This is a genomic window from Ideonella alba, assembly GCF_018069875.1.
GTDB classification, from domain to species: Bacteria; Pseudomonadota; Gammaproteobacteria; order Burkholderiales; family Burkholderiaceae_C; genus Ideonella; species Ideonella alba.
This window is the reverse complement of record NZ_JAGQDF010000009.1, coordinates 193,972-206,097: the sequence shown is the minus strand read 5'-3', so window position 1 is coordinate 206,097 and position 12,126 is coordinate 193,972. Positions and strand designations below refer to the sequence as shown.

Below are 12,126 nucleotides of genomic sequence, written 5' to 3'. Positions count from 1 at the left end.
GGCCTGCTCAGCCCGCCACCTCGCGTGCGTGGGCAGGCGGCAGCCGCCCGGCCTGCCACCAGGCCAGCGCCAGCAGGCTGCTCATCAGCCACATCGGTGCCGCACGGCTGGTGGCCCCGGCCAGCAGGCCGAACAGCAGCGGCATGCCGATCGTCGCTGCGTTGGTGGCCAGCATGCGCAGGCCCAGCGCCTCGCCATGGCGCGCTGCCGGCGTGACCTGGTGCAGCAGGGCCAGCACCATCGGCTGCACCGAGCCCAGCGCCACCCCCAGCACCGCCGAGCCCAGCAGCATGCCACCCACACCAGGCAGGAAGGCATAGACCAGGCACGTGCTGCCCGCCACGGCCATCGCCCACCGCAGCGCCCGGACCTCGTCCAGGTGATCGGCCCAGCGTGAAATCGCCAGCCGCACCAGGCTGGCCGCCACCGCAAAGCTGCCCAGCACCAGGCCGATGGCCGAGGCGCTCATCCCGCGCGCGTGGCCCAGCACCGGCACCACGAAGCTGTGGGCATCCCAGGTCGACGACAGCGCCAGGTTCAGCCCCACCAGCAGCACCAGCGGCGGGTGGCGCCACAGCGCGCTGCGCGTGCGCGCCGACGCCGCCGCTGCGGCCGGCGGCTTCGGGGCCAGGCGCGGCAGCAGGCGACCCAGCCACCAGGCCAGCAGCGGCAGGCTCGCGGCCAGCACGAAGCCGGCGCGGAACCCCACATGGTCGATCAGCAGGCCCACCAGCACCGGCGCCGCCGCATTCGAGATCGCCGGTCCCAGCGCCACCCAGCTGAACACCCTTTTCAGGTCGGACGGATCCCGCGCCATCAGCCCGGCCTCGCGCTGGATGCCCACCGCCGCCACCGCAATGCCGCCGCCGGTACACAGCGCCGCCCAGGCCAGCGCCAGCGTGTGCTGGCTCCAGACCGCGATGCCCGCCCCGGCGCAGCCCAGCAGCACCCCCACCGCCAGCGGCCGGTGCAGGCCGTGACGGTCGGCCAGGCGGCCGGCCCACAGGCTCAGGCCGATTGGCGCCACCGCGAACAGGGACAGCAGTGCACCGACCTGCCATTCCGGTGCGCCGCGGTGCAGCAGCAACAGGCTGGCGGTGACACGTGTGGCCGCCATCGCGGCATGCACGCAGACCAGTGCGGCAATGACGGCCCAGAAACGCTCGCGCAGCGCGCTGCTCATCGAGGCCGTGCCAGCACCTCGGGGTTCAGCGCCGTGGGCGGCGTGCCGCCGCTGAAGAAGGCCAGCAGGTTGTCGGCCGCCAGCTGGGCCATGGCCAGGCGGGTGCGCAGGCTGGCGCTGGCGATGTGGGGCGTCAGCACCACGTTGGAGGCGGCCAGCAGGCCGGGGTGGACCGAGGGCTCGCCCTCGAACACATCCAGACCGGCAGCCGCCAGCGGGCCCTCGCGCAGCGCCTGGGCCAGCGCGGCATCGTCCACCACGCCGCCGCGGGCGATGTTCACCAGCGTGGCGCCGGGCTTCATGCGGGCCAGTTCGGCCGCGCCCACCAGGTGGTGGGTCTCGGGCGTGTAGGGTACGACGATCACCAGGTGATCGGCTTCGGCCAGCAACGTGTCCTTGTCCACCCAGCGGGCCCCCAGCGCGGCCTCGGTCTCGGCCGGCAGGCGGCTGCGGTTGTGGTAGACCAGCTTCATGCCAAAGCCCAGCACGCCGCGCCGCGCCACGGCCTGGCCGATGCGGCCCATGCCCAGGATGCCCAGCGTCGCGCCGTGCACATCCTGGCCGGCGAACAGGTCCACGCTCCAGTAGCGCCACTGGCCGGCGCGCAGGAAATGCTCGCTCTCGGTCACCCGCCGCGCGGTGGCCAGCAAGAGCGCAAAGCCGAAGTCGGCGGTGGTTTCGGTCAGCACATCGGGCGCGTTGCTCACCAGCACGCCGCGGGCGGTGCACGCTGCCAGGTCGATGTTGTTGTAGCCCACCGCCATGCTGCACACGGCGCGCAGGCGTGGGCAGGCATTGAGCAGTGCGGCGTCGATGCGCTCGGTGGTGGCCACGAAGGCGCCGTCACAGGCCGGCAGGCGCTGCATCAGTTCCTGCGGCGACAGCGCCACGTCGCTGTCGTGCACGTCGAGGTCGGCCACGGCACGCAGGCGGTCGAGCACCGGCTCGAAGATGCGCCGGGTGACCAGGATGCGGGGGCGCGCTGGACTCATGGCTGGCCCTCCACGGCCGAGGCCGCGGGCGCTGCCGCCTGGCCGCGTGGCGTGCTGCCGGGATGGAAACCGAGCGTCATCATCATCACCGCAAATCCGATCACATAGGCCAGGGCCACGTACCAGCCCTCCCGCAGCCAGGCCGCCACCGAGCGGGCCTGCGGGTACATGTTGGACAGGGCCACACCGGCCGAGGAGCCGAACCAGATCATCGATCCACCGAAGCCCACCGCATAGGCCAGGAAACCCCAGTCGTAGCCGCCCTGCTTGAGGGCCAGCGCGGTCAGCGGAATGTTGTCGAACACCGCCGACAGGAAGCCCAGCCCCAGCGCCGTGGACCAGGACGCGGCCGGCAGCCGCTCGACCGGCATCATCGACGCGCACAGCACCAGCGACAGCAGGAACACCGACCCCTTCAGCGCCCCCGGCAGCAAGGACCACTTGGGCATCCGCAGCGGTGCACTGGCCAGCACCGCCACCCAGACCGCGGCGCCCAAGAAGGGAAAGGCGTCGGCCTGTTCAGCGAAACGCGTGTTGACCGCCACATTGACGACGATCGCCGCCAGCAGGATGAACACCACGATGCCCAGGCGCGTCCAGTCGATGTGCACGCCAGCGCGTTCGTCCTTCTGGATCGGCGAGTAGGCCTGCTGCTTGATCGAGGTGGGCACGCCGTAGATCGCCAGTGCCACCACCGAGCCGACGTAGGCCTCCAGCACCTCGCCGGGACTGATGCCGGCGATCCACATCATCGTCGTCGTGGTGTCGCCCACCACCGAGCCGGCGCCGCCGCCGTTCGAGGCCGCCACGATCGCCGCCAGGTAGCCGATGTGCACCTTGCCGCCGAACACGGTGTGGGCGATCGCGCCGCCGATCATGGCCGCGGCAATGTTGTCCAGGAAGGCCGACAGCACGAACACCAGCACCAGCAGCGCCAGCGCGCCGGTCCAGTCGTCAGGCAGCCAGCGCGGCAGCACCGCCGGCACCTCGCTGTCCTCGAAGTGCTGCGCCAGCAGCGCAAAACCCAGCAGCAGCAGCAGCAGGTTGGCCAGCACCACCCACTCATGGCCCAGGTGGGCCGCCAGTCCGCCCAGCCCCGCGCCGTGGGCGAACGGCGAGGCCAGAACCTTGTACAGCGCAATGCCCAGCGCACCGGCCACGGCGATGCGCAGCGTGTGGTGGTGGAACATGGCCACGCCCGCCAGCACGATGGCGAACATGAAGAATTCCAGAGGCACCCCGGCCAGGGCCGGCCCGGCAAAGGCCGTGGCCTGGGCGCCGGCATGGGCGCTGGCGGGCCAGGCCGCGGCCAGCAGGCACAGGGGCGCCAGCAGTCGGCGCTGGGTCATCCGGCTCATGGATCAGCTCCAGGGCGCCATCACGGCGACCGGTCCTCGGTGTCTCATTCGTGGAAGCGTGTGAAGCCGGCCACCGGCTCGCGCTCGGTGACCAGGCTGTTCTCGATGCGCTCCGGGTCGGCATGGCCCAGCGACATGCCGCAGACCACCATCTGCTTGGCGGCGTCCAGACCCAGGAAGTCCTCGATCACGCGGTGGAACTGCGTGAAGGCCGCCTGCGGGCAGGTGTCCAGCCCTCGGGCCCGCGCCGCCACCATGACGTTCTGCAGGAACATGCCGTAGTCGAGCATGCTGCCGGTGCCCATGATGCGGTCGATCGTGAAGATCAGGCCCACCGGCGCATCGAAGAAGGCGTAGTTGCGGCCGTGCTGCTCGTGCATGCGCTGCTTGTCGGTCTTGCCGATCTGCAGCAGGCTGTAGAGGTCCCAACCCACCTTGCGGCGGCGGTCGATGTAGGGCGACACCCACTGCGCCGGGTAGTAGTCGTACTCCTCGGTGTGACGTGCGCGCTCCTCGGGGTCATCAAAGGCGCTGCGCACGCGCCGGCTCAGCTCGGCCAGCGACGCACCGGTCAGCACATGCACCTGCCAGGGCTGGGTGTTGGTACCCGACGGCGCGCGCGACGCCACCGCCAGGATCTGCTCGACGGTCTCGCGCGGCACCGGCGTGGGCAGGAAGGCGCGGATCGAGCGGCGGCTGGTGATGGCGGCATCGACCGCGGCGATGGACTCGGGGGTGATGGAGGTGGGCATCGGTCTCAGGTTCTCAGGGGTTCCAGGGCGGCGCGCAGAGCGTCCGGCAGGGGCACCGGGCGGCGGCTGTCGCGGTCGACATAGACATGGACGAAATGGCCGCTGGCGGCGCTCAGCGGCTCGCCAGCCGCAAACAGGCCGATCTCGTAGCGCACACTGGAGCTGCCCAGGTGCGCCACGCGCAAGCCGGCCTCCACCAGCTGCGGAAAGGCCAGCGGCGCGAAGTAGTTGCAGCGCGTCTCGATCACCAGGCCGATCGTGCGGCCGGCGTGGATATCCAGCGCGCCGGTCTCGATCAGGTAGCTGTTGACCGCGGTGTCGAAGTAGCTGTAGTAGTGGACGTTGTTGACATGGCCGTAGATGTCGTTGTCCATCCAGCGGGTGGGGACCGGGCGGAACAGGCGGTAGCTGCTGCGGGCGTCGGGTTGCGGGCGGGCGCTCATCGGGCGGATTGTTCCACCGCGGCGGCGGCGTCCGTGTCGCCCGCGCGGCACCCACGGCCCCAGACTTGCCAGGATTGCCAGGCCAGCTCGATGGTGGTGGCCTGCAGCGCCACGGTGACCTCGATGTCGTGGCCGTAGCCGCCGGCCATGCTCAGCGCCACCGGGACCTGGCGCAGGCGCAGCCACTCCAGCACCCGGCGGTCACGCTCGGCCAGGCCGGCGGCCGTCAGCTTCAGCCGGCCCAGGCGGTCGCCCTCGTGCGGGTCGGCGCCGGCCAGGTAGAAGGCCAGGCCGGGCGGCTGCGCGGCCAGGCGGCACTCCACCTCCACCAGCGCGGCGTCCAGTGCCTCGAGGTAAGTTTCGTCGCGGCAGCCGTCGGGCAGTTCCACGTCCAGGTCGCTGGCTTCCTTGCGGAACGGGAAGTTGCGCGCGCCGTGCATCGACAAGGTGAACACCGAGGGGTCGCGGGCGAAGATCGAGGCCGTGCCGTTGCCCTGGTGCACGTCCAGGTCGATCACCAGCACCTGCAGCCCCTGGGCCTGGCGGCGCAGCCATTCGGCCTGCATCAGGCGCGCGGCCACCGCCACGTCGTTGAAGACACAGAAACCCGCCCCCTTGTGCGCATAGGCATGGTGGGTGCCGCCCGCCAGGTTGGCCGCCACCCCCTCGGACAGGGCCTGGCGCGCGGCGGCAATGGTGGCGCCCACCGACCGACGGGAGCGCTCGGCCATCGACGGCGTCCAGGGAAAGCCGATCTCGCGCTGCTCGGCCGCCGTGGTGGTGCCTTCCAGCACGGCGGAGATCCAGCGCGGCTCATGGGCCAGCGCCAGCTCGCCCTCGCTGGCCGGTGGGGCCGGAATCAGGCGGATCTGCGGCAGGTCGCGCGCCACCCGCTCCCGCAGCAACCGGTACTTGGAGACCGGAAAACGGTGACCCGAGGGCAGCGGCAGCGCATGGTGGTCAGAGGTGTAGGCGTGCACCTAGCGATTCTGCGGTGTACGGGCTGACCGGCGCCGGCGCGGGGTCAGGAGAGGCGACGGGGCTGGGTTAGAGCGATGCCCCTAGAGTTTGCTGCACCGCACAAAAAAGTGCTTGCAATCCCGCGGGTTGACCCGCATACTTCGTTCCATGCTGCAGTGCAACAAACACGGCAGCAAGTGTTCAACCCCCCTTAGGAGATTCACATGCTGACCGCTGAACAACTGCTCGCCGCCCAGAAGGCCAACGTCGAAACCCTGTTCGACCTGACCGGCAAGGCCTTCGAAGGCGTGGAAAAGCTCGTCGAGCTGAACCTGCAAGTCGCCAAGGCCTCGATGACCGAAGCCGCCGAGACCACCAAGGCCGCCCTGTCGGTCAAGGACGCGCAAGAGCTGATGAGCCTGCAAGCTGGCCTGCTGCAACCGGCCGCCGAGAAGGCCGCCGCCTACAGCCGTCACCTGTACGACATCGTCGCCGCCACCAACGCCGAAGTCGTCAAGCTGGCCGAGAGCCAAGTGGCTGACGCCCAGAAGTCGTTCACCGGCCTGGTCGACAGCGCCGTCAAGAACGCCCCGGCCGGCACCGAGAACGCCGTCGCCCTGGTGAAGTCGGCCATGGCCGCCGCCAACAACGCCTACGAGAGCGTGCACAAGGCTGCCAAGCAAGCCGCCGAAGTGGCCGAAGCCAACTTCCAGGCCGTGACCGCGCAAGCCGTCAAGACCACGCAGACCGCCACCAAGTCGCGCCGCGCCGCCTGATTCCCAGGCTGCGCCGACCGCCCTGCCCAGGGCGGTCCTCACTCTCTATCTGTGAAGGTTGTCTCCTCGGTACCTCCGAAGACTGGCTTCCAGGTACCCTTCAGACCCGGCCCCGCGGCCGGGTCTTTTTTTTGTCGGCGCGATCTTGTCAGCGCGTTCGTCAGCGCGCCAGGGCGGCCAGTTTCTGGCGGATCGCCGGCAGCATCGCCTGCGCCGCCTCGCGGCCCGCTTTCAATGCCTTCAGCCGCGCCGTGAAGTCGGTGCCGGCCACGCCGGTCAGCGTGGGGCGCAGCACGACGTCGGCGTCCTTCAGCTCCCACTGGTTGATGCTGCGGCCCATGATCGAGAAGGTCTGCAGCAGCAGGCGCAGCGCGTCGCCGGTGGCGCCGCCGTCCGGCGGCGTGGAGATGTCCACCGCGATCACCATCTCGGCGCCCATCTCCCGCGCATAGCGCACCGGCACCGGCGACACCAGGCCGCCGTCCACGTACTCGCGGCCGTTGATGCGCACCGGATGGAACACCGCCGGCACCGCGCTGGAGGCCCGAACCGCCGAGCCCACATCGCCGCGGCGGAACAGGATGGGCTGGCCGTCGGCCAGGTCGGTGGCGACGATGCCCAGCGGCAGCTTCATCTGCTCGATCGGCAGCCCGCCGGTCTGCTTGCGCACATACACCGCCAGCGCCTCGCCCTTGAGCACGCCACGGCCCGGAAAGGCCCAGTCGGTCAGCGCCGATTCGTCCATGTCCTGGGCCATGCGGCCCAGGTCGGTGCCGCTGTGGCCGCTGGCGTACAGCGCCGCGACCAGGCTGCCCGCCGAGGTACCGGTCACCAGCTGCGGCCGGATGCCCTGCTCCTCCAGCACCTGGATCACGCCGATGTGGGCAAAGCCGCGCGCCGCGCCGCCACCCAGCGCCAGGCCCAGCACCGGCGGGCGCAGCACCCGGGGCGGGGGCGGCGGTGGAGGCGGCACCGGGGCGGGGGACGGTGCGGGGGCCGGCAACGGGGGCGTCGTCTGGCAGCCCGCCAGGCCCCCCAGGGCCGCCAGCGTGGCCCACTGCAGGCCCAGGCGGCGGCGCCGGTCGAGGATCTCGGTCATGGCGCGCATTCTAGGAAGGCGCCGCACACGGGCTGGCGGCGCTTTATATAACCATCAGATATGTTCATCTGAAATTTGATTCGTTTTCAAACATATGCGTTTTCCCTAGAGTGCGCAGCCAGACCTCTTCCGCACCCGGAACGCCATGTACGCCTACACCGCCTTCGACCGCCAGTTCGTCCGCCAGCGCGCCGCCCAGTTCCGCGACCAGCTGACGCGCCACCTGGCCGGCGAACTGCCCGACGACGACTTCCGGGCGCTGCGCCTGCAGAACGGCTGGTACGTCCAGCGCCATGCACCGATGCTGCGCGTGGCCGTGCCCTACGGCGAGCTGGCCAGCCGCCAGCTGCGCACCCTGGCCGACATCGCCCGCGAATTCGACCGCGGCTTCGGGCATTTCACCACCCGCCAGAACCTGCAGTACAACTGGATCCCGCTGGAGCGCGCAGCCGACGTGATGGACCGCCTGGCCGAGGTCGACATGCACGGCATCCAGACCAGCGGCAACTGCATCCGCAACATCACCACCGACGCGCTGGCCGGCATCGCCCCCGATGAAGCGGTCGATCCGCGCCCCTATGCCGAGCTGCTGCGCCAGTGGAGCACGCTGCACCCCGAGTTCGCCTTCCTGCCGCGCAAGTTCAAGATCGCCATCACCGGTGCCGCCGAAGACCGCGCCGCCATCCTGTGGCACGACATCGGTCTGCAGGTGCTGAAGAACGCCGAGGGCGAGGTGGGCTTCAAGGTCTTCGTTGGCGGCGGCATGGGCCGCACGCCGGTGATCGCCAGCGAGATCGCCGCCTTCGTGCCCTGGCAGCAGATCCTGGTCTACCTGGAAGCGGTGGTGCGCACCTACAACCGCTTCGCCCGCCGCGACAACGCCTACAAGGCACGCATCAAGATCCTGGTCAAGGCCGAGGGCCAGCGCTTCTTTGATGCCGTGAACGCCGAGTTCGACAAGATCCTGAACGTCGATGCCGGCGGTCGCGAGCACATCATCCCGGCCTCTGAGCTGGAGCGCGTGTCGCGCCACTTCGAGGTCCCCGCCGGCGTGCACCCGGCCGCTCCGGGCTTCAACCCGCACCGCACCGGCCCCGCCGACCCGGCCTTCCTGCGCTGGCTGGAACGCAACGTGGCCGCCCACCGCGTGCCCGGCTACCGCGCCGTGACGCTGTCGCTCAAGCGCGCCGGCCAGGCCCCGGGCGATGCCACCGCCGACCAGATGGACGCCGCCGCCACGCTGGCCGACCGCTACAGCCAGGGCGAGCTGCGCGTCACCCATGAGCAGAACCTGCTGCTGCCCTGGGTGCGCGAGGCCGACCTGCTGGCCGTCTGGCACGCCGCCAAGGACGCCGGCTTTGCCACCCCCAACCTGGGCCTGCTGACCGACATCATCGCCTGCCCCGGTGGCGACTTCTGCGCGCTGGCCAACGCCCGCTCCATCCCCGTGGCCGCCGAGATCACCGAGCGCTTCGCCGACCTGGACGAGCTGCACGACCTGGGCGACATCGACCTGCACATCAGCGGCTGCATGAACTCCTGCGGCCACCACCACACCGGCCACATCGGCATCCTCGGCGTCGACAAGGACGGCAAGGAGTGGTACCAGGTGTCGGTGGGCGGCTCCGACGGCCGCGTCGCCAGTGGCGCGGCCACGCCCGGCAAGGTGATCGGCCCGGCCTTCGCCGCCGAGGAAGTGACCGACGCGATCGAGGCCCTGTTGCAGGTCTACCGCGCCGAGCGCGCCGCCGGCGAGGCCTTCGTCGACACCATGCGCCGTCTGGGCACCGCGCCGCTGCGCGCCGCCACCGACGCGGTGCGCCACGCCACCGCTCAACACCAGCCCGAATCCGCCGAAGCCTGAGTGAGTCCGACTGCCATGCTGTTCATCCACACCCACGACGACCCCTGGCACCGCGTTGGCGGTGAAGACGGCCCGGTGCCTCATCCGCAAGCCGCCGCCCATCGGCTGCTGACGCTGGAGCAGTGGCACGCCGTGCGCGACACCTGGCCGGCGAATCTGCCGGTGGGCGTGCAGTTGCCCAACACCGCCGACGTCGAAGACCTTGCTGCCGACCTGCCCCGCCTGGCGCTGGTGGCACTGCACTTCCCCAAGTGGGTGGACGGCCGCGCCTACAGCCAGGCCCACCTGCTGCGCGTTCGCCTGGGCTACCGCGGCCAGGTGCGCGCCACCGGCGAGGTGCTGGTCGACATGCTGCCGCTGCTGCAGCGCACCGGCTTCGACGCGGTGCAGCTGCGTGCCGACCAGAAGGAATCCCACGCGCTGCGCGCGCTGGGCCTGGTCACCGATCACTACCAGGGCGACGTGCACCAGCCGCGCCCGCTGTTTGCGCGAGTCGCCGCATGAGCACCACCTCTTCCCTGCCCTGGGCCGCCGCGCCCGCCGTCTCTGACGCCAAGGCCCTGTACGCCCGCCACACGCCCGGCTTCGAGCAGCGCGTGGCCGACACGGTGGAATGGCTGCGCCGCGCCGCCGCCGAGCACCCCGGCCAGGTCGTGCTGGCCAACAGCCTGGGCGCCGAGGACATGGTCCTGACCGACCTGATCGCCCGCCACCAGTTGCCCATTGCCATCGGCACGCTGCAGACCGGCGCGCTGCATGCCGAGACGCTCGCCCTGATCCCGCAGATCGAACAGCGCTACGGCCTGAAGGTCGAGCTCTACGCGCCGCAGCAGGAATCGGTGGTGCACTTCGTGCGCCAGCATGGCGAGCAGGCGATGTACCAGAGCATCGAGCTGCGCAAGGCCTGCTGCCAGGTGCGCAAGCTCGAGCCGCTGTCGCGCATGCTGGGCGGCCGCAGCGCCTGGGTCACCGGCCTGCGCCGCGAGCAGTCGGCCAACCGCGGCACCATGCCGGCGGTGGAGACCGAGCCCAACGGCCGCGTCAAGTTCAACCCGCTGGTCGAGTGGAGCTGGAACGACGTCTGGCACTACATCGCCAGCAACGACGTGCCCTACAACGCGCTGCACGACCAGTTCATGCCCAGCATCGGCTGCGCCCCCTGCACCCGCGCCATCGCCGTGGGCGAGGAGTTCCGCGCCGGGCGCTGGTGGTGGGAAGACGAGTCGGCCAAGGAATGCGGCCTGCACGTCAAGAAGCCCGAGGCCGAGCGCGCCCTGGCATGATGTCCGGATGACCGGACACGTGCTCTTCATCGGCGCCGGCCCCGGCGCTGCCGACCTGATCACCCGCCGCGGCTGGACCCTGCTGGGCACCGCCACGGTGGTGCTGGCCGATGCGCTGGCCGACCCGGCGCTGCGCGAGGCCGCGCCGGCAGCACGCTGGATCGACGTCGGCAAGCGCGGCTTCTCGCACGCCACCGCGCAGCACGAGATCAACCGCCTGCTGGTCGAACTGGCCGGCGCGGGCGAGCGCGTCGCGCGCCTGAAGGGCGGCGACCCCAGCGTCTTCGGCCGCCTGGAGGAAGAGATCGAGGCGCTGCAAGCGGCCGGCCTGGGCTACGAGGTGGTGCCCGGCGTCAGCGCCGCACAGGCCGCTGCCGCCGCCACTGCGCGGCCACTGACGCGCCGCGGCGAGGGCCGCAGCGTGGCCTTCAGCACCGCGATGACCGCCCAGCACGAGCTGCGCGTGGAGCGCCGCGCCGACACCGAGATCTTCTACATGGCCGGCCAGCAGCTGGCCGCGCTGGGCGAGCGCCTGCAGGCCGCCGGCTGGCCGGCCGATGCGCCGGCCTGTGTGGTCTCGCGTGCGGGCTGGCCCGACCAGCGCGTCAGCGACCACCAGGTGGGCACGCTGGGCCAGGCCCACGCACTGCATGCCGGCCGTCCGGCCGTGGTGCTGGTGGGCGTGGGCTCGACCCCGCTGAGCGCGGGACACACTGCGGCGATTGCGGGATATCACTCGGACCCCCCTGCCACCCTTTAGAATTGCGGGTTTGCCGTTGGTGCCTGCCCCCGCGCGGGATGGCATGAGCGACGGCCAGCGCCCCGGGCGCCCGCCTCCCATCATTCACACTCTGACCGTCGCCCCATGACCCACGTCGTCACCGAAGCCTGCATCCGCTGCAAGTACACCGACTGCGTCGACGTCTGCCCCGTCGATTGCTTCCGCGAAGGCCCCAATTTCCTGGCCATCGACCCGGACGAATGCATCGACTGCGCCGTCTGCATCCCCGAGTGCCCGGTCAACGCCATCCTGCCTGAGGAAGACGTGCCCGGCGACCAGCAGGCCTACATCCAGCTCAACGCCGACCTGGCCAAGAAGTGGCCCAGCATCACCAAGCGCAAGGCCGCGCTGCCCGATGCCGACCAGTGGAAGGACGTCAAGGGCAAGCTGGACCAGCTGCAGCGCTGAGCCCCCGGCGCCCCTGATCCCAGGCCCGCCGCGTGCGGGCCTTTTCACGTCTGGCACAATTCGCCTCGCGGTGCAGATTCCTGCGCCGCATCCGCTAGGGGTGCTCCGAGCCGTTCACGGCTTCGGGGCTGAGAAAACACCCTTTGAACCTGACTGAGGTAATCCTCGCGCAGGGAAGCAGCCGTCCTTCGGCCTGCCGGCGTCCGCCCGTTCCAGGCCGCGCCGCC

13 protein-coding genes and 1 riboswitch are annotated in these 12,126 nt (G+C 70.8%); of the genes, 6 read left to right on the top strand and 7 right to left on the bottom strand.

Annotated elements, in window-relative coordinates; all coding sequences use genetic code 11:
• Window positions 1-7: 7 nt before the first annotated feature.
• Genes KAK07_RS16510 through KAK07_RS16485 form a run of 6 tightly spaced genes read right to left on the bottom strand, consistent with a single transcriptional unit; the run spans window position 8 to window position 5,708 of the window.
• Window positions 8-1,183, bottom strand: coding sequence for an MFS transporter (locus tag KAK07_RS16510; RefSeq protein ID WP_210853817.1), 1,176 nt, complete (start codon window positions 1,181-1,183; stop codon window positions 8-10).
• A complete protein-coding gene (locus KAK07_RS16505; RefSeq protein WP_210861955.1) occupies window positions 1,180-2,175 on the bottom strand; it encodes a 2-hydroxyacid dehydrogenase in 996 nt (331 codons plus the stop codon). The genes KAK07_RS16510 and KAK07_RS16505 overlap by 4 nt, the downstream gene beginning before the upstream one ends.
• A complete protein-coding gene (locus KAK07_RS16500; protein ID WP_247664405.1) occupies window positions 2,172-3,533 on the bottom strand; it encodes a citrate transporter in 1,362 nt (453 codons plus the stop codon). Before KAK07_RS16500 ends, KAK07_RS16505 begins: the two co-directional genes overlap by 4 nt.
• Before the next feature lie 44 nt (window positions 3,534-3,577).
• On the bottom strand, window positions 3,578-4,285 hold the full coding sequence (locus tag KAK07_RS16495; protein ID WP_210861952.1) for a nitroreductase: 708 nt from the start codon (window positions 4,283-4,285) through the stop codon (window positions 3,578-3,580).
• Between the two features lie 5 nt (window positions 4,286-4,290).
• Window positions 4,291-4,728 carry an acyl-CoA thioesterase gene (locus KAK07_RS16490; RefSeq protein ID WP_210853813.1) on the bottom strand — a complete coding sequence of 146 codons (438 nt, stop codon included), beginning with the start codon at window positions 4,726-4,728 and terminating at the stop codon, window positions 4,291-4,293.
• Complete coding sequence (locus KAK07_RS16485; protein WP_210861950.1) at window positions 4,725-5,708, bottom strand: histone deacetylase family protein; 984 nt, start codon at window positions 5,706-5,708, stop codon at window positions 4,725-4,727. Before KAK07_RS16485 ends, KAK07_RS16490 begins: the two co-directional genes overlap by 4 nt.
• Window positions 5,709-5,912: 204 nt before the next feature.
• Here KAK07_RS16485 and KAK07_RS16480 point away from each other — a divergent pair, with 204 nt between their 5' ends.
• A complete protein-coding gene (locus KAK07_RS16480; RefSeq protein ID WP_210853811.1) occupies window positions 5,913-6,464 on the top strand; it encodes a phasin family protein in 552 nt (183 codons plus the stop codon).
• Window positions 6,465-6,624: 160 nt separating this feature from the next.
• On the opposite strand, the gene KAK07_RS16475 is transcribed toward KAK07_RS16480, so the two are convergent.
• On the bottom strand, window positions 6,625-7,563 hold the full coding sequence (locus tag KAK07_RS16475; RefSeq protein WP_210861948.1) for a patatin-like phospholipase family protein: 939 nt from the start codon (window positions 7,561-7,563) through the stop codon (window positions 6,625-6,627).
• A 145-nt stretch (window positions 7,564-7,708) separates the two neighbouring features.
• Here KAK07_RS16475 and KAK07_RS16470 point away from each other — a divergent pair, with 145 nt between their 5' ends.
• The 5 genes from KAK07_RS16470 to fdxA all read left to right on the top strand — a co-directional run bounded on the left by KAK07_RS16470 (window position 7,709) and on the right by fdxA (window position 11,899).
• Window positions 7,709-9,427 carry a nitrite/sulfite reductase gene (locus tag KAK07_RS16470; RefSeq protein ID WP_210861946.1) on the top strand — a complete coding sequence of 573 codons (1,719 nt, stop codon included), beginning with the start codon at window positions 7,709-7,711 and terminating at the stop codon, window positions 9,425-9,427.
• 15 nt (window positions 9,428-9,442) lie between these two features.
• Window positions 9,443-9,931, top strand: coding sequence for a DUF934 domain-containing protein (locus KAK07_RS16465; protein WP_210861945.1), 489 nt, complete (start codon window positions 9,443-9,445; stop codon window positions 9,929-9,931).
• On the top strand, window positions 9,928-10,710 hold the full coding sequence (locus KAK07_RS16460) for a phosphoadenylyl-sulfate reductase (protein WP_210861943.1): 783 nt from the start codon (window positions 9,928-9,930) through the stop codon (window positions 10,708-10,710). The genes KAK07_RS16465 and KAK07_RS16460 overlap by 4 nt, the downstream gene beginning before the upstream one ends.
• Window positions 10,711-10,717: 7 nt before the next feature.
• On the top strand, window positions 10,718-11,470 hold the full coding sequence (cobA, locus tag KAK07_RS16455) for a uroporphyrinogen-III C-methyltransferase (protein WP_210853806.1): 753 nt from the start codon (window positions 10,718-10,720) through the stop codon (window positions 11,468-11,470).
• A 105-nt stretch (window positions 11,471-11,575) separates the two neighbouring features.
• Window positions 11,576-11,899: a ferredoxin FdxA gene (gene fdxA, locus KAK07_RS16450; protein ID WP_210804402.1), complete on the top strand. Its 324-nt coding sequence runs from the start codon at window positions 11,576-11,578 to the stop codon at window positions 11,897-11,899.
• Window positions 11,900-11,985: 86 nt separating this feature from the next.
• Window positions 11,986-12,092: riboswitch (TPP riboswitch) on the top strand.
• The last annotated feature ends 34 nt before the right edge of the window (window positions 12,093-12,126 follow it).